Genomic DNA, 16,619 nt, shown 5'->3' on the forward strand with positions numbered 1-16,619 from the left:
TTCTCGATTAATACAAGGTCCAGTGTTGGGCCTGAATGCGTTCAATGAACAAACGGAGATCCGCTTCCAGTGGGCGATCTTCAACCACAAAATCGAACTCACTTTGCACCGCATCCACCATCTGCTTCAGGCTGTGGCTCATGTGCTGTTCATCCAGTTCGTTGTGGCGTTTGCGCAGCTCAATCGCTTGGGTTGCCGCCAGTAGTGAAGCCGCCGCCACTTGTTCGGTCAATTGCAGCACACGTAAACAGTCGCGCGCGGCGATGGTGCCCATACTCACTTTATCTTGGTTGTGGCACTCGGTGGAGCGGGAGAACACGCTGGCTGGCATGGTATGCTTCAATGCTTCTGCGGTCCAAGCCGAGATACCAATTTGCACCGCTTTAAAGCCGTGGTTAATCGGTTTGCGCGCGCCTTCTGCGCCCGTGAGGTTAAACGGCAGACCGTTGTTGAACTTGTAGTCCATCAATTGCGCCATTTGACGATCGAGCAGATCGGCCAAGTTCGCCACACCCGTTTTCAGTGTGTCCATCGCCATCGCAATGTGGCCGCCGTAGAAGTGACCGCCATGCAGCACACGTTCGTTATCGCCATCGATAATTGGGTTGTCGTTGGCGCTGTTGAGTTCATTTTCAATCAACTGACGCAGCCACGGCAGGGCATCTTGTACGGTGCCAATTACGTGTGGTGCGCAGCGCAGCGAGTAACGATCTTGCAAACGGTCGCTGTTACGTGGCGGACAATCGGCTTGCAAATCATCGCGCAACCATGCCGCGATTTGTTGCTGGCCTGGATGTGGTTTAACCGCAAACAGCGCTTCATCAAAGTGAAAGTCGTTGCCATGCATGCCCACCGACACCAAGGCGGTGATCTTGGTTGAGAGCTGCGCCAGATACTCGGCACGTTTGTAAGCCAAGCAAGCCAGCGCGGTCATCACCGACGTGCCGTTCATCAGGGCAAGGCCTTCTTTCGGTTTGAGCTGAATGGGCGTGATGCCCAGTTCGGCAAACACATCGCGCGTGTCGCGCAGTTGCCCTTTGTACAGCACTTCGCGCTCCCCAATCAGGGTGGCAGCGACGTAAGAGAGTGGCGTTAAATCGCCACTGGCACCGACCGAACCTTCTTGAGGAATGCGCGGTGCGATATCAAAATTAATTAAATTGATCAGTTGGTTAAGGACGTCGTGCGACACGCCCGACACACCTTGCGCCAGCGAACACAGGCGCGTCGCCAGCACGGCACGTGACTGTTCGTGGGTCAAGATGTCGCCCAAACCACACCCGTGGAAACGCGTCAGGTTTAGCGGCAAATCGTCCACCAAACTGGGTGGAATCGCCACGGTGCACGAATCGCCATAGCCAGTGGTGACGCCATAAATGACCCCTTCTTCCTTCAGCAAACGCTCAAGAAACGCGACACCGCGATCGATGCGTGCTTTATAAGCCTCTGAATCGTTCATTGCCGCCTGCGCGCCGTTGGCGATGGCGACCACATCTTCGATGGTCAGGCGCTCTGCGCCAAAGCGGATTTTATTGTTGTTGTTCATCGTCATGGTGTTGTGTGCTTAATGTCCAAAAGTTGAAAAAATTGTACCACTGTAGCGGTGCATTCAAAGTGTGGTGTTGCAGGCGTTCGGCATAGCGTTGTACCACGCCTTGCAGCGCGGCTTGGCGCTGCGCGCGGGGCAGTGCAATGCCGTCGCTAAAATGCTCGAAATAAACGTCAAAATGCGGCGTGGCTTGCGTGTCATCACGCAGACCAAACAGCAGATACACCGGTGCTTTCAACACCGAGGCCAGCATGAATGGTCCTTGTGGAAAGGGCGCCGGTTGACCGAGGAAATCCGCCCACACCACGCGATTCTCTTTGCTGGTGGAGGTGCGATCGCCCACAATCACCACCCATTCGCCTTGTTCGATTTTCTGTTGCAATAAAATCGCGGTGTCTGGGCCAAGTGTGGAGACTTGAATCAGGTTGAGCTCTGATTTGGGGTTGACCGCTTTCATCACTGCATTGAAGCGTTCGGCGTGTTCGGTAAACACCAACGCGTTGATTTTGATGTGAGCGTGACGACGGCCAAGCGCGCGGCACAATTCGATGTTGCCGAGATGCGAGCCCAGCAACAGCACGCCTTGTTTTTGTTCAACCATCGATTGAAACTGCTCCTGACCATGAATGGTCAGGTTATCGGCACTAAAGTCGCCACGCCACGCGGCTAATTTATCCAGCATGGTTTCGCCAAACGAAAGCAAATGGCGGTAGCTGGTCAGCTTGCTTGGCAGGGGAATGTGCTGACTCTTGGCGTATTCCGTCAGCTGCGCAAGGTAGTGCTCAGACGCGCTGCGCGCTTGTTTGCCAGTGAGGTAGTAATAGGCCATCACCACTTTGAGTATCAGTTGAAACGCGCGGCGGCCGAGTAGGCGATAAACCCACATCAACGTTTGAATGCCCAGCACCGTGCCGCGCTCCTGACGTTTTGACCAGTGCGCATCGCGGCGGGTTGGGTGGTGTCTTTTTCTCATCAGTAATGCCGGGATTCTTGGCAGCATGCCAAAGAACAATCGCGTGTGCATCCAACTGATTTTGACGTTGTCCCACAGCGCATCGAAGTGGGAAATGCCGCCTTCTGGGTAGATCACCCGGGTGTCGACGAAATCAATCTCAACCCCTTGCCAATACATGCGCACCAGAATTTCAATGTCGAAATCCATGCGACTGCCGATGTCAAAGCGGTTAAGTACCTCGACCGTTTTGGCGACCGGATAGGCACGGAAACCGCACATGCTGTCTTTGATGGCAAACGACAGCGTTTCTATCCATACCCAAATATGGGTGGCGTAGCGGCCATAAAGGCGCGCTTTGGGAACACTGTCGTCATACACCGGTTGGCCGGAGATGAGGTGTTGTGGGTTGGCTTGCGATGCGTTAATCAGTTTGGGCAGCGCATCGATGTCATGCTGGCCGTCGGCATCAATCTGAATCACGTGGCTAAAACCAAGCCAGTGGGCTTGGCGGATCCCCGCCATCACCGCGCCGCCTTTACCTTGATTGACTGGTAGCGTCAGCAGATGCACGTTGTCGCGCTGCGCGGCGTCATGCAGGGCCGCTTTGGTTTCCGCGTTGCTGCCGTCATCGACCAGCAGCACCGGGAAATCGAAAGGAGCAAGCGCATCGATCACGGCCGCCACAGTCGCGCCGTGGTTGTAGCAAGGAATCAAAAAGCACGGATGATAAGCCGTGGTCAGAGAAGGTTCAGTCACTGCGTTCTCCCAGTTTCATTTTGCCAGAGGCATGCACCACCGGGTTGCCATCGCGCTCGGAACGGTACTGAAACGCCAGCTTCTGTTTGTCAGCGTCCCAGTTGAGGACAAGCGCTACCGTCATGTCGGGTAAAATGGGTTCCTGAAACTTAATCACTTCCATGCCTTTAAATTGGGTGGGCGTGGCGAGGTATTGATTGGCGTAGCAAATCGCCCAATCGATTTGGGTGACGCCGGGCAGTAAGGCGAAGTTTGGAAAGTGCCCTGAAAAATCAAGAATATCGGCGTCCACTCGCAATGATAATGTTGCCTGCGAGGGGTGAATGTCGGTGGCCAGTAACGTCGGTTTTCTTTTGGTCATCATGATCGTGTTGAGTTCGTTAGTCGCTGATTGGCGTTGCGTGAAACAGGCGTTCGATTTCGGTATTTTGGCGTTTGCCCTGACTGTTGAGCGGAATTTCCGTGACGATGCGAAAACGGCGTGGCACCGCAATCGGCTCGAGCCATTGGCGCAGTTCGTTGCGTAGCTGTAGCCAAAATTTGCCTTTGCCTAGCGTTTCAACCTGCTGTTTGCCTTGCTCGGTCAATACAATGGCGGCCAACAACACGGTGCGATTGCCTTCAGTGGCGGGAATCACCGCACATTCTTCAATCTCGCTGAGCTGCTCGGCGCGCTTTTCCACTTCAACCAGTGAAACGCGTTTTTCTTCCACTTTAATGATGCGGTCGGTGCGGCCTTTGAGTACAAATCGGCGCTCGTCAACAAATTCGCATTCATCGGCGGTTTGATACCAGCCTTCGGGATCCACGTGAGCGGAACACAGGCGCAGGCAGTTCTCTTGGTTGAGCGTGGCTTGCACACGGGGGAAGAGTTGCCAAGGGGTCTGTGGCGTCACTTGTTGGCGATGGGCGATGCCGCCGGTTTCGGTACTGCCAAACACTTCGACTGGCAGCGAACCGAATAGGTCATTGGCATGCGCGGCAGCAGCGTGGGGCAGCGGCCCGCCAGACGAAAAAGCGAGACGCAGCGCTTTGGCCTGATGCTCTTCAGACAAGCGTTTGAGGAGTGCCGGGCTGCTGATGAGTGCCACATCGTCGCCTGCGTGAGCGCTCACTTGTTCGGGAAACTCCAGATTATGGCGCGCAAACGGACGCGCGGCGCTCAGCGGCCACAGCAAGCGAAACAGTAAGCCATAAATGTGCTGATGGGAGACGGTGGCTTCAATACGACAGCCTGTGAGCGCCTCGCCCCACAAGGATTGCAAAATACTGACTTCAACATCGAGTTGGCGCAGGGTTTTGCGAATGGCTTTGGGAACGCCGCTGGAACCTGATGTAAACAGGGTCACGCTGGTGGTCTCGAGTTCAAGTGGTGCAAAGTCGACCTGCGGCGCGGGTTGCATCGCCATGCCCAATTCGAGGTTGGGACAATCGGCAACCGCATCGAGCTCGCGGTCGTGCAACACTAGGTCGAAGTGGGTGCTTAATTCCGCTAACGCCTGCGGTTGATAGTTGCCCGGCAGTACGATTGATTTATCGCTGTGGCACAGGGCGAAAAATCCGACCGCAAACCAGTAACTGTCACGTGAGCACAGTGCAATGTTGTGTTGTGGGAGGCGTTTGAGGTGATGTGTGTAATCACTCACATCCTGCACAAACTGCGGCCAGTGAATGCATTCATCCCCTTGAAAAGCCACCACGTGATTGTCACGGGGCGCAAGTAGTAGATGCGACAGGGAGCAAAACGGCGTGTTGCTGTGATTCATGGTGTTTCAGTCCTTGCGAACAGTTCATCAGGCGAACGCTTGGCGCTCAATCGTGTTGGCGAACAGCGCGGCGAACCAGCCATTCAATGGCAAACAGCGCTCCGGCCAAGCAGTAACTGATTAGACCGTTGTACAGCGTCCACATTTCCATCGGCAGAAAGCAGGTATACAGCGCTGTGATGGCGTTGAACAGGAAAAACAGACACCAGACTTGTGTCACTTTTCGTGTGTAACGCACGCCGCTTTCCGGTAAATCCGGTTCGTGTAAACGGGCCAGACGTTCAATGAGGGTTTGGGGTTGTTTGAGGCTTGCCGCGAAAAACACCAACATGCAGGCGTTGACCGCCACCGGGTAGAACATCAGCCACCCTTCTTGGCGAAACACCATGCCCAACACAATCAATGTGATCCCAATCAGACCACTCATTGCGGCTAACTGTTTGAATTCTTTTAGTTTTGTTCGATTCGCTGTGATGATGCGTAGCGCAAACATCACAGCAAGTAACAGCCCAATGACACTTAAGCCGAATTTGTCGATGCCATAATAGACCGCGAACGGATAAGCGAGCAGAACAATTGCAGACAGGGCTGTCAGCAATTGGCGCATTAGGCGTCCTTCAGCAGTTCGCTGACCGCTTCCACCACGTCATCGACGGTGCGTACGGCTTTGAACTCTTCCGGTTTGATTTTTTTGCCGGTCACTTTTTGCAGATGAACCACTAAATCCACGGCATCAATGCTGTCCAGATCCAGGTCTTGATAAAGATGCGCGTCGGGTTGAATGTCGTCGGCGTCGATCTCAAACAGCTCTACCAGAGCCTCTTTTACCTGATCAAATACGTGTTGCTTATTTGTGTCTGTCATAGCGATGTCTATCAATTAGTTACTGGTTTGAGATGAGATGTATTGAGCCAGATTGGCGACGGATGAAAAATGTTGGCGAGTGTTGGTGTCGTCCGCGTCAATCACAATGTTGTATTTCTTTTTGATCGCCAAGCCAAGCTCAAGCGCATCAATCGAATCCAGACCTAAACCATCTCCAAAAAGGGGAGCTTCTGTATCAATATCATCAATGCTGATATCTTCCAGATTCAGTGCATCAATGATCAATTGTTTAATTTCGTTGTGTAGTGTTTCCACTGGGACCTACTTTTGTTGTTATTTATCGACTGGGAAAATCACTTCAGCTAAATGTCGATTTAATCGCCTAGCCGCCGAAGTTGGGTTATTAGTTTGCTCTATAAAGGGCGCGACCTCAACTTTATCCTTAACTTGTATCAGGAAAAACGGACGCGTGTCGGGAACTTGATACCACTTTTTCTCTTTGGTGAGAAAGCTCGGAACCACGCTGATGTGTACCACGCGCAAATCGCGTCCGGTGCGAATGGCGATCTGGGCTGCGCCGCGCTGCAACTTGGATTCGATGCCCGGAGTCGTGCGGGTGCCTTCGGGAAATACCAGTAGCACGTTGCCGCGTTCAAACCGATCTTCACACAAGCTCAGCAGATCATCCGGCGTTTCATTGGGAATGTAACCGGCGGCTTTGACGATGTGTTTCATGAACGGATTCGACCAAATGGCCGATTTCACCAAGCAGTCGCATTGCGGCAATTGCGACGTAATCAACACGTAATCAATGAGGCTGGGGTGATTGGCGACAATCAGGCAGTTTTTGTCTTGTTTGAGGCGTTCGGCCCCTTCAATTCGATAATCAATCGCGCGCGTGCAGCGCATGAGCTTACAAAAGAAGTTGAACGTGGCTTGTATGACGCGTTGGACTCGATATTCACGCTGGATCTGATCAGGCGTGGTGAGCCGAATCAGCGGAATGATGACAAAGCTGAGCACCAAGCCGCCCAAGCCAAACAGACCAAAGCAGAATCCGGTCGCCAGAATTCGGTAATATTGAAACAGTCGGTTCATGCGTGCTGCCATCGCCACGCATGGCGCTCACCTTGAATCAGCCAATCGGCATCTTGCTTGAGGTAGTGTTTCAGCACGCTGAGCCCATGGGGCAGGGCATCCACCTTGCCTGTGGCAGGCTGTTGCGTCACGCGCCATGTGTCGCCCGCTGTCAGCATCACACCAAAGGCGTAGCCGTGAAAGCATTTGTCTTCAAACGCTTGATAGGCTTCGGGTAAGGGCAGGTCAAAATCAACCAATAGCACTCGGTGATCCGGATGCTCGCTCAGATAAAGCCATGCGTCGGTCAGCGCGCTGTGGAAGGTGTTTTCCCCGGCGACAATTGAGGTCACGGGAATGGCTTGATGGCTGGCGATGGTGGATAAGCCTGCCGCTGTGTTATGCACCGACTGAGAGAAGCTCATCGGGGACGCTTCTTCACCGTTGAGAATGTCTTTAATGAGGTCGGCACTGCGATGCAGTTCGCCATGACGGCTGGCAAACACCAGATAATCGACACGGTGCGCATTCATCAACGTGAGGGCCGTTTGCACGGCAAGTTTGCTGAGCGGGCTCATGCGGCGACGCATCATCGCAGGAATCAGCCCCGCCTCGATGGCACCTTGTGGCCACACACCCGTCTGACTCCACGCTTTCCATTCATCACCGTGATGGATTCCGGCAGCGTTGGCGGACCAAGCGTCAATATTGAACGACATGAATTGCAATTGATTTGGCATAAACGATTGATTTGTTGTCGATGGGGTTAAATACTATGGCCAACACGATGACCTCATTCGGCATAAGGACTAGCGATGACCGCGATTAAATTAACCCTTTCTGTTCTCTTCACATTTTTATTGGTTGCTTGTGGCCGAGTCCAGCCAATCCTGAACGTGGAGAATACTCCAGTTGCGTATAATCTTCAAAGCGATCAGGTTAAATTAGCGATCACTCAAGCAGCCATTCAGCGGGGTTGGATCATCAGTGAAGTGGAACCCGGTGTGCTGGACGCCAAAATTACCGTCCGGAGTCACTTTGCTGAAATTCATATTCCTTACAATGAAAAATACTACGCCATTCTTTACGTTAGGTCAGAAAACCTCAAAGCGGACGGTGATAGCATTCACCGCAATTATAACCGTTGGGTGAACAACCTGAACGTGGATATCAAGAAACAGCTCGCTCAAATGGCGGCTGCGCAATAATTTCGTCGACCAAAGCTAGGTTTTCCCGTGATTGAACAACAAGACCCTTTTAATGCTTTAGCTGCAAAGACTGAAGCTCAGAAACTCTCTTTTGCGCCCATCGTATTTCACACCGCTCGCACACTGCGTGATCTCGGTATTCTTCAAGTGTTGGATGATGCCGGAGAGGCGGGGCTTTCGGCCCAAGAGATTCATACACAAACGAGCGTGTCGGAATACGGGGTGAAAGTCCTGCTGGACATGGCGATCAGTGCCAATATTGTGTTGTGGAACAAACCGAACTATCGCTTAGCCAATCTCGGTTTTTTCTTGCTTCACGATGGCATGACGCGTGCGAACATGGATTTTACCGCTGACGTCTGTTACGCCGCGATGATGCATTTGACACAAGCCATCGAAGAAGGCAAACCGGCGGGGCTAAAAGAGCTTGGCGATTGGGAGACCATTTACCAAGGGTTGTCGCGTCTTCCTGAACAAGCCAAGCAGAGCTGGTTCCAGTTCGACCACTTTTACTCCGATCGTTCATTCCCCGTGCTGTTGGAACGCGTGTTTGCCGACAAACCCAAGCATTTGGTCGATATTGGCGGGAACACGGGGAAATGGGCCATTCAATGTTGTCAGCATGATGCGGATGTGAATGTCACGATTGTGGATTTGCCGCAGCAATTGGAGATGGCGATGCGGAATGCCGCCGATCACGGCTTTGAGCAACGCATTCATCCTTATCCGGCCAACATGTTAGACAAAGCGCAAACGCTGCCGGAGAATGCCGACGTGTGGTGGATGAGCCAGTTCCTTGATTGCTTTTCTCCGATGGAAATTCTCAGTATCCTGCAACGCGTTCGCGCACAATTGACCGACGATTCGGTGATTTATGTGCTCGAGCTGTTCTGGGACGCACAAAAATACGATGCGGCTGCATATAGCCTCAACGCAACGTCGCTCTATTTTACTTGCCTTGCCAACGGCAACAGCCGTTTTTACCGCAGCGATGATTTTCTCGAAATCGTGGATGCCGCAGGGTTGATGGTGGAAGAGCGCACCGACAACATTGGCCTTGGCCATACCTTATTAAAACTCAAAGCAAAGTCAGAATGACAGAAAAAACAATGGATATTCAACAGCGCCAAGTGGTTATTATCGGCGCAGGACCGTCAGGATCGACGGCTGCTGCGCTGTTGCTCAAACAGGGCATTGATGTGCTGGTGGTGGAAAAATCGCTCTTCCCGCGTTTTTCTATCGGTGAAAGCCTGCTTCCCGCATGTATGGAAGTGATCGAAGAATCGGGCATGGCTGAAGCGGTGCAAGCGGCGGGCTTCCAATTCAAAAATGGGGCGGCCTTTCGCAAACAAGGGGTTTACACCGAATTCGATTTTACCGACAAATTTACCCCGGGGCCGGGCACCACGTTTCAGGTTCAACGCGCCAACTTTGATCAAGTGCTGGCCGACAGCGCTGCAGCGCAGGGCGTCGAGATTCGCTATCAGCATGAAGTGCTGGCGGTGACCTTTGAAGGGGCCAAATCGTCGCTGACTATCGCCGACGAACACGGAGTGTCCTATCAGGTTGAAGCCGATTACGTCCTTGATGCGAGTGGTTTTGGACGAGTGTTGCCCAAGCTACTGGCGCTGGAAGAACCCTCCTGCTTGCCGCCACGCAAAGCGATTTTTACCCACGTGGTGGATCACATTCAATCCGACATGCTGCCGTACGATCGCAACAAGATCCTGATTTCTGTTCATCCGGAAAACAGCGATGTGTGGTATTGGTTGATTCCGTTTTCCAACGGCACCTGCTCACTCGGCGTGGTGGGGGAACCGGCGTTTTTCGAGCGCTATTCAGAAGACAAAATGACGGCATTGCAACACTTGGTGAATGAAGAACCAGGACTTGCACAGTTGCTCAAGCAGGCGGAATACCCGAACGCTGCTAATGAACTGCGCGGTTATTCGGCAAACGTGAAACACTTGGCGACGTCGCATTATGCACTGCTGGGGAATGCGGGTGAGTTTTTGGATCCGGTGTTTTCTTCTGGCGTGACCATTGCCATGAAATCGGCGCAATTTGCGGTGCGCTGCGTGCAACGTCAATTGAACGGTGAAGCGGTTGATTGGCAGCAAGATTATGCTGATCCGCTGATGGTGGGTGTGAACACGTTCCGCACTTATGTGGAAGGGTGGTACGACGGTTCGCTGCAAGCGGTCATCTATTACGACAAACCCAACGCCCGTATTAAGCAGATGATCTGTTCGATTCTGGCCGGTTATGCGTGGGACACCAAAAATCCTTATGTGAAAGATTCTCGTCGCCGTTTAAGCAGCTTGGCTGAATTGATTCGCGACGCTCAATAACTCACGATCGCAGCGCTCATTCATCGTCAGTGAGCGCTGACTTCCTTCTTATTGCTGTTTTCCCTTTCTCCCTCTGGCCGTGCGGGCGATGTGCCGCAACTGTGCAGCGCTGACCATCCTAGTGCAACAGGTGATTGCCTTCACAAATCCTGTCATCTGACGAGTGGATCATCACTTTCAATTAGACGCCCATTACACTAAATGTTAAATTTTTGAGTAATTTCTAGCATAAGATTCTATAAATGCAATCTTAGTTAGATGAAATGGCACTTTGGTCTAAGCGTAAGTTGTTCTTTGTTCTAATAATCTGGCCAATAGAACAAGGTTGAAGTATTACGCTGATTATTGAAGTTGGCGCAGAAGATATTCAGTTTTTGCTACAAATTTATGGCAAATTACTTCGATGATTGCTAATGTGTGCCGCACTCTCTGTATGGGTTTAGGTTTTTTTAGTTTAGTTTTTGCACTAAGCAACCTAAGTGCTAGACGCTCCGTTCTAGAAGCTCTTCAGAGAAGTCATGGATGCAAAATGAAAACTTGGAGTTTATGCATGTATAAAAATAAGATCACACAAGCCCTTCTTCTAGGCGCTAGCCTTGCAGTGGCAACCACTTCTTTCTCAACTCTCGCTGCTGTCGTTCCAGCAGGCACTAAACTTGCCGATGTACAGGAATTCGTTCGTGGCAACGGTACTGAAGTGGCGTCTATCGATCCACACAAAACCGAAGGTGTGCCAGAGTCTCACGTGATTCGTGATCTGTTAGAAGGTCTGGTGAACCAGGATGCGAATGGTAATACCATTCCTGGTGTTGCTGAAAGTTGGGAAACGACAGACAACAAAACATTTATTTTCCACCTGCGTAAAAATGCGAAATGGTCGAACGGCGATCCTGTGACGGCGGAAGATTTCGTCTACAGTTTCAAACGTGCAGTCGATCCAGCAACGGCATCTCCGTACTCTTGGTACCTTGAGATGACCACGATGGTGAATGCAGCAGACATCATCGCAGGGAAAAAAGACAAAGAAACTCTGGGTGTGAAAGCATTGGATGCGAACACGCTAGAAGTGAAACTGGAAACGCCAGTACCATACTTTGTGAAAATGATGGGTCACACCACCGTGAAACCTGTTCACCGTGCAACGGTTGAAAAATGGGGCGATCAGTGGACCAAACCTGAACACTTTGTGGGCAACGGTGCTTATGTTGTCGACAAGTGGGTAGTGAACGAGCGACTGGAGCTGAAACGTAACCAGAACTACTGGGATAACGAACACACCGTCATCAACAAAGTGACTTACCTACCGATTGAAAACCAAGTTGCGGAAATGAACCGCTTCCTGTCTGGTGAAATTCAAATGACGTATGAATTGCCGCTTGAGCACTTCAAACGTCTGCAAAAAGAGTACCCAGAGTCAGTGAACGTGAAAGGCAACTTGTGTACCTACTACTACGGTTTCAACAACCAAAAAGCACCGTTTAACGATGTTCGTGTTCGTAAAGCGCTGTCTTACGCGATTGACCGTAACATCATCACCGATGCGATTCTTGCGCAAGGTCAGAAACCTGCGTACTTCATGACGCCTGAAATCACCGCAGGTTTCCACCCAGAAATGCCAGCTTACGGCAAGATGACTCAGAAAGAGCGTGTTGCTGAAGCGAAGAAACTGTTGGCGGAAGCGGGCTATGATAAATCAAACCCGCTGAACTTCACGCTGCTGTACAACACTTCAGAAAACCACAAGAAGATCGCCACGGCGATTCAATCGATGTGGAAAACAACACTGGGTGTCAACATCACGCTTGAAAACCAAGAGTGGAAAACCTTCCTAGATTCTCGTCGTCAAGGAAACTATGACGTCACGCGTGCTGGCTGGTGTGGTGACTACAACGAAGCATCAAGCTTCCTGTCACTGATGCAGTCAAACAACAGCTCAAACGACCAGAAATATCACAATGCAGAATACGATGCAGTGATGGAGAAAGCGTTGACAGCGAAGACGGATGAAGAGCGTGAAGCGTTGTACGTTCAAGCAGAGAAACTGCTGGCGCGTGATATGCCAATCGCACCTATCTATCAATACGTTACTTCTCGTTTGGTGTCACCAACACTTGGCGGTTACCCAGAGAACAACGCAGAAGATAAGATCTTCTCTAAAGATCTTTACATCAAAGCTCAGTAAATCCTGAGCAAATAAAACTATAAATATATAGACACTGTATGTGCAGCGCACATACAGCGTCTTTTCATTTCCTATTGTCACAGACTGAAAGAGTGAGTTTATGATTAAATTCATTGCAAAAAGGATATTTGAAGCGATTCCAACCCTGTTGGTGCTGATCACAATATCTTTCTTTCTGATGCGTTTTGCACCAGGTAACCCATTTTCTTCTGAGCGTCCTTTGCCGCCGGAAGTGATGGCCAACATCAACGCGAAGTACGGCTTGGACAAACCTGTGTCCGAACAGTACCTCACCTATTTGACCAACATCCTGCAAGGTGATTTTGGTCCATCGTTCAAATATAAAGACTATTCAGTGAACGAATTGATCGCCAGCGCACTGCCTGTGTCGGCGAAAGTTGGTTTTGCTGCGTTTGTCTTTACCGTCATCATGGGGGTCGGGGTCGGAACCATTGCCGCTCTGAAACACAATACCTGGGTCGACTACACGATCATGTCGACCGCCATGCTCGGGGTGGTGATGCCATCCTTTGTGTTGGCTCCCGTACTGATTTACATCTTCTCCATCAATCTCGGCTGGTTCCCCGCCGGTGGGTGGCAAGATGGCTCCTTCCAATACATGGCGTTGCCTGTGATTGGGATGTCACTGCTGTACGTTGCAACGTTTGCGCGTATTACCCGTGGTTCAATGATTGAAACCCTGAACAGTAACTTTATTCGTACCGCTCGTGCCAAAGGCTTGAGCTATAGCTACATCGTGATCCGACATGCGTTGAAGCCTGCGCTGCTGCCAGTTGTATCGTACATGGGCCCTGCGTTTGTCGGCATCATTACCGGTTCTGTGGTTATCGAGACGATTTTTGGTCTGCCAGGGATTGGTAAGCTGTTCGTTAACGCTGCATTTAACCGTGACTACTCACTGGTGATGGGTGTAACGATTCTTATCGGTTTCCTTTTCATTCTCTTCAATGCGGTTGTGGATATTCTGCTCGCGTATATCGACCCTAAAATTCGCTACTAATTGGACACGGATATTATGTTAACCAAAAAAGAAAACTTAGAAGCGATCGAAAAGTTCACGGAGAACTTGGAAATTGAAGGTCGCAGCTTATGGCAGGATGCGCGCATTCGTTTTATGCGCAACAAAGCAGCAATGGTTAGCTTGTTCATTCTGACATTAATTACATTGGCCGTGATTTTTGTGCCGATGTTCTCTGCTTACACTTATGAAGACACGGACTGGTACGCCATGCACGCGGCACCAACGGCTGAGCACTGGTTTGGTACCGACGCTTTGGGTCGTGACCTGTTAGTACGAACTCTGGTCGGTGGCCGTATCTCGCTGATGGTGGGGATCATGGGCGCGCTGGTTGCGGTGCTGATTGGTACGCTGTATGGCGCGGCATCGGGTTTCATCGGCGGCCGTACTGACCGCATCATGATGCGTGTGCTGGAAATCCTGTATGCGATTCCGTTTATGTTCCTGGTGATCGTGCTGGTGACTTTCTTCGGTCGTAACATCATTCTGATCTTCGTTGCCATTGGTGCGATTGCGTGGCTGGACATGGCGCGTATCGTGCGTGGTCAGACGCTGAGTTTGCGCAGCAAAGAGTTTATTGAAGCTGCCCACGTTTGTGGTGTGAGCAAATGGCGAATCATTACCCGTCACATCGTGCCAAACGTACTGGGCATCGTCGCAGTGTACTCCACGCTGCTGATCCCAAGCATGATTCTGACTGAATCTTTCCTCTCATTCCTTGGTCTGGGTGTTCAAGAACCGATGACGAGCTGGGGTGCACTGTTGCAAGAAGGTGCAAATACGATGGAAGTGGCCATTTGGCAGCTTCTATTCCCTGCCGCATTCATGATCATTACCCTGTTCTGTTTTAACTACGTCGGTGATGGCCTGCGCGACGCGCTCGATCCAAAAGACAGATAATCAGAAAATTATAAGATTAAGGAAGCAATGATGAGCTTATTAGATGTCAAAGATCTGCGCGTCGAGTTTACCACGCAAGATGGTACCGTCACCGCAGTCAACGATTTGAACTTCTCACTCAATCAAGGTGAGACATTGGGTATCGTGGGTGAATCCGGTTCAGGTAAATCACAAACGGTATTCGCAATCATGGGCCTATTGGCGAAAAACGGGATCATTTCCGGAAGCGCCAAGTTCGAAGGCAAAGAGATTTTGAATCTGCCTGAAAAAGAGCTGAACAAAGTCCGTTCTGAGCAGATTGCCATGATCTTCCAAGACCCTATGACGTCGCTGAACCCGTACATGAAAGTCAGCGATCAGTTGATGGAAGTATTGATGCTGCACAAAGGCATGGGCAAAGCACAAGCCTTTGAAGAGTCGGTCCGCATGTTGGAAGCGGTGAAAATTCCGGAAGCGCGCAAACGTATCACCATGTATCCGCACGAGTTCTCGGGCGGCATGCGTCAGCGTGTGATGATTGCGATGGCCTTGTTGTGCCGTCCGAAACTGCTGATTGCCGATGAACCAACCACCGCACTGGATGTGACCGTTCAAGCGCAGATCATGGATCTGCTGAACGAACTGAAGCGTGAATTCAACACCGCCATCATCATGATCACGCACGATCTGGGCGTGGTTGCGGGATCGTGCGACAAAGTGCTGGTGATGTACGCCGGTCGTACCATGGAGTACGGCAGTGTGAACGACATTTTCTACAACCCAAGTCATCCCTACGCGGAAGGCCTGCTGAAAGCGATTCCTCGATTGGATACCGAAGGCGAAATTTTGCCAACCATCCCGGGCAACCCGCCCAACTTACTGCGTCTGCCGGTGGGCTGCCCTTATCAAGAGCGCTGCCATCGTGTGATGGACCGTTGTAAGCGTGAAGCACCGATTCTGACGCCATTTGGTGACGCGCGTCAGCGTGCTTGTTTTTCTGATTGGGAGGCTTGGACAAAATGAGTGTCAATAAACCTGTATTGTTAGATGTCAAAAACCTCAAGGTTCACTTTAGTATCGCAGCGAAATCCGCGTGGCCATGGACAAAACCATCCACATTGAAAGCTGTTGATGGCGTCAATGTCCGTCTTTATGAAGGCGAAACATTGGGCGTGGTGGGGGAGTCTGGCTGTGGTAAGTCCACCTTTGCTCGCGCGATCATCGGTTTGGTGCAATCGACGGAAGGCGAAGTGGTGTGGCTGGGGCAAGATCTGACCCGCATGCATGAAGTCAAACGCCGCAATACGCGCAAAGAAATTCAGATGATTTTCCAAGATCCCTTGGCGTCACTGAACCCACGTATGACGGTGGGCGACATCATTGCTGAACCGCTGCAAACCTTCTACCCAGAGTTGTCGAAGCAGGAAGTCAAAGATCGCGTGAAAGAGATGATGGCCAAAGTGGGTCTGTTGCCGAACGTGATCAACCGTTATCCGCACGAGTTCTCTGGTGGCCAGTGTCAGCGTATCGGTATTGCGCGCGCGCTGATTTTGAAGCCAAAGATGATCATCTGTGACGAACCGGTCTCGGCACTGGACGTATCGATTCAGGCGCAGGTGGTTAACCTGCTCAAAGAGCTGCAAAAAGAGCTGGGCTTGAGCCTCGTGTTCATTGCGCACGATTTGTCGGTGGTCAAACACATTTCGGATCGTGTCTTGGTGATGTATTTGGGCAATGCGGTGGAATTGGGCGAAGCACACGAACTGTTTGCAAACCCGCTGCATCCGTACACCAAAGCCTTGATGTCGGCGGTGCCGATTCCGGATCCAAACTTAGAGCGCAACAAAACCATTCAGATGTTGGAAGGGGACTTGCCGTCACCGATTAATCCACCATCCGGTTGTGTTTTCCGTACGCGTTGCCCACAAGCGACGGCGGAATGTGCGCAAACCAAGCCACAAATCGAAGGCTCGGATACCCACTCGGTCTCTTGCCTGCACGTCAGTGCCTAAATTCAGCCTGTGACGGGCTT

General features: G+C 51.3%; 17 protein-coding genes. 8 read left to right on the forward strand and 9 right to left on the reverse strand.

The genetic code is table 11. The features are described 5' to 3' along the window. Window positions 1–7: 7 nt before the first annotated feature. Genes VFA_RS05045 through VFA_RS05085 form a run of 9 tightly spaced genes read right to left on the reverse strand, consistent with a single transcriptional unit; the run spans window position 8 to window position 7,668 of the window. Window positions 8–1,552 (reverse strand): HAL/PAL/TAL family ammonia-lyase, encoded by a 1,545-nt coding sequence (locus VFA_RS05045; RefSeq protein ID WP_038150986.1) that lies wholly within the window; start codon window positions 1,550–1,552, stop codon window positions 8–10. Next, entirely contained in the window at window positions 1,530–3,260 is a 1,731-nt protein-coding gene (locus VFA_RS05050; RefSeq protein WP_004725248.1) for a glycosyltransferase family 2 protein, read from the reverse strand. The genes VFA_RS05045 and VFA_RS05050 overlap by 23 nt, the downstream gene beginning before the upstream one ends. Beyond that, window positions 3,253–3,621 carry an ApeI family dehydratase gene (locus VFA_RS05055; protein ID WP_172475426.1) on the reverse strand — a complete coding sequence of 123 codons (369 nt, stop codon included), beginning with the start codon at window positions 3,619–3,621 and terminating at the stop codon, window positions 3,253–3,255. The genes VFA_RS05050 and VFA_RS05055 overlap by 8 nt, the downstream gene beginning before the upstream one ends. A gap of 19 nt (window positions 3,622–3,640) precedes the next feature. After that, entirely contained in the window at window positions 3,641–5,026 is a 1,386-nt protein-coding gene (locus tag VFA_RS05060; RefSeq protein WP_004725252.1) for an AMP-binding protein, read from the reverse strand. Between the two features lie 46 nt (window positions 5,027–5,072). Further along, window positions 5,073–5,633, reverse strand: a complete 561-nt coding sequence (locus tag VFA_RS05065; RefSeq protein WP_004725255.1) for a COG4648 family protein — start codon at window positions 5,631–5,633, stop codon at window positions 5,073–5,075. After that, window positions 5,633–5,890 (reverse strand): acyl carrier protein, encoded by a 258-nt coding sequence (locus VFA_RS05070; RefSeq protein WP_004725256.1) that lies wholly within the window; start codon window positions 5,888–5,890, stop codon window positions 5,633–5,635. Before VFA_RS05070 ends, VFA_RS05065 begins: the two co-directional genes overlap by 1 nt. Before the next feature lie 15 nt (window positions 5,891–5,905). After that, window positions 5,906–6,166 carry a phosphopantetheine-binding protein gene (locus VFA_RS05075; protein WP_004725258.1) on the reverse strand — a complete coding sequence of 87 codons (261 nt, stop codon included), beginning with the start codon at window positions 6,164–6,166 and terminating at the stop codon, window positions 5,906–5,908. Window positions 6,167–6,184: 18 nt separating this feature from the next. Next, the gene (locus tag VFA_RS05080; protein WP_038150990.1) at window positions 6,185–6,949 is read right to left on the reverse strand and encodes a lysophospholipid acyltransferase family protein; all 765 of its coding nucleotides are present in this window, start codon (window positions 6,947–6,949) and stop codon (window positions 6,185–6,187) included. Beyond that, window positions 6,946–7,668, reverse strand: a complete 723-nt coding sequence (locus tag VFA_RS05085) for a beta-ketoacyl synthase chain length factor (RefSeq protein ID WP_004725261.1) — start codon at window positions 7,666–7,668, stop codon at window positions 6,946–6,948. The genes VFA_RS05080 and VFA_RS05085 overlap by 4 nt, the downstream gene beginning before the upstream one ends. 75 nt (window positions 7,669–7,743) lie before the next feature. On the opposite strand from VFA_RS05085, the gene VFA_RS05090 reads away from it, so the two are divergent. From VFA_RS05090 to oppF, 8 genes are all read left to right on the forward strand, one after another. Then, window positions 7,744–8,136 (forward strand): hypothetical protein, encoded by a 393-nt coding sequence (locus tag VFA_RS05090; protein WP_004725263.1) that lies wholly within the window; start codon window positions 7,744–7,746, stop codon window positions 8,134–8,136. Between the two features lie 27 nt (window positions 8,137–8,163). Next, entirely contained in the window at window positions 8,164–9,234 is a 1,071-nt protein-coding gene (locus VFA_RS05095) for a methyltransferase (RefSeq protein WP_004725265.1), read from the forward strand. An 11-nt stretch (window positions 9,235–9,245) separates the two neighbouring features. Next, entirely contained in the window at window positions 9,246–10,487 is a 1,242-nt protein-coding gene (locus tag VFA_RS05100; RefSeq protein ID WP_038151401.1) for an NAD(P)/FAD-dependent oxidoreductase, read from the forward strand. Between the two features lie 550 nt (window positions 10,488–11,037). After that, window positions 11,038–12,669, forward strand: coding sequence for an ABC transporter substrate-binding protein (locus VFA_RS05105; RefSeq protein WP_014204847.1), 1,632 nt, complete (start codon window positions 11,038–11,040; stop codon window positions 12,667–12,669). Window positions 12,670–12,769: 100 nt separating this feature from the next. Beyond that, window positions 12,770–13,690: an oligopeptide ABC transporter permease OppB gene (gene oppB, locus VFA_RS05110; protein ID WP_004725271.1), complete on the forward strand. Its 921-nt coding sequence runs from the start codon at window positions 12,770–12,772 to the stop codon at window positions 13,688–13,690. Between the two features lie 15 nt (window positions 13,691–13,705). Further along, complete coding sequence (gene oppC, locus VFA_RS05115) at window positions 13,706–14,608, forward strand: oligopeptide ABC transporter permease OppC (protein WP_004725273.1); 903 nt, start codon at window positions 13,706–13,708, stop codon at window positions 14,606–14,608. Between the two features lie 30 nt (window positions 14,609–14,638). Next, entirely contained in the window at window positions 14,639–15,610 is a 972-nt protein-coding gene (oppD, locus tag VFA_RS05120; RefSeq protein ID WP_004725277.1) for an ABC transporter ATP-binding protein, read from the forward strand. Continuing rightward, window positions 15,607–16,599 carry a murein tripeptide/oligopeptide ABC transporter ATP binding protein OppF gene (gene oppF, locus VFA_RS05125; protein ID WP_004725280.1) on the forward strand — a complete coding sequence of 331 codons (993 nt, stop codon included), beginning with the start codon at window positions 15,607–15,609 and terminating at the stop codon, window positions 16,597–16,599. The genes oppD and oppF overlap by 4 nt, the downstream gene beginning before the upstream one ends. Window positions 16,600–16,619 lie beyond the last annotated feature (20 nt).

It is taken from the genome of Vibrio furnissii CIP 102972 (assembly GCF_000176175.1).
Classification (GTDB): domain Bacteria; phylum Pseudomonadota; class Gammaproteobacteria; order Enterobacterales; family Vibrionaceae; genus Vibrio; species Vibrio furnissii.

Coding starts and splice junctions, on each gene's coding strand:
- VFA_RS05045 (WP_038150986.1), bottom strand. CDS start 1,552: ATGACGATGAACAACAACAATAAAATCCGCTTTGGCGCAGAGCGCCTG.
- VFA_RS05055 (WP_172475426.1), bottom strand. CDS start 3,621: ATGACCAAAAGAAAACCGACGTTACTGGCCACCGACATTCACCCCTCG.
- VFA_RS05060 (WP_004725252.1), bottom strand. CDS start 5,026: ATGAATCACAGCAACACGCCGTTTTGCTCCCTGTCGCATCTACTACTT.
- VFA_RS05065 (WP_004725255.1), bottom strand. CDS start 5,633: ATGCGCCAATTGCTGACAGCCCTGTCTGCAATTGTTCTGCTCGCTTAT.
- VFA_RS05070 (WP_004725256.1), bottom strand. CDS start 5,890: ATGACAGACACAAATAAGCAACACGTATTTGATCAGGTAAAAGAGGCT.
- VFA_RS05080 (WP_038150990.1), bottom strand. CDS start 6,949: ATGAACCGACTGTTTCAATATTACCGAATTCTGGCGACCGGATTCTGC.
- VFA_RS05085 (WP_004725261.1), bottom strand. CDS start 7,668: ATGCCAAATCAATTGCAATTCATGTCGTTCAATATTGACGCTTGGTCC.
- VFA_RS05090 (WP_004725263.1), top strand. CDS start 7,744: ATGACCGCGATTAAATTAACCCTTTCTGTTCTCTTCACATTTTTATTG.
- VFA_RS05100 (WP_038151401.1), top strand. CDS start 9,246: ATGGATATTCAACAGCGCCAAGTGGTTATTATCGGCGCAGGACCGTCA.
- VFA_RS05105 (WP_014204847.1), top strand. CDS start 11,038: ATGTATAAAAATAAGATCACACAAGCCCTTCTTCTAGGCGCTAGCCTT.
- oppB (WP_004725271.1), top strand. CDS start 12,770: ATGATTAAATTCATTGCAAAAAGGATATTTGAAGCGATTCCAACCCTG.
- oppC (WP_004725273.1), top strand. CDS start 13,706: ATGTTAACCAAAAAAGAAAACTTAGAAGCGATCGAAAAGTTCACGGAG.
- oppD (WP_004725277.1), top strand. CDS start 14,639: ATGAGCTTATTAGATGTCAAAGATCTGCGCGTCGAGTTTACCACGCAA.
- oppF (WP_004725280.1), top strand. CDS start 15,607: ATGAGTGTCAATAAACCTGTATTGTTAGATGTCAAAAACCTCAAGGTT.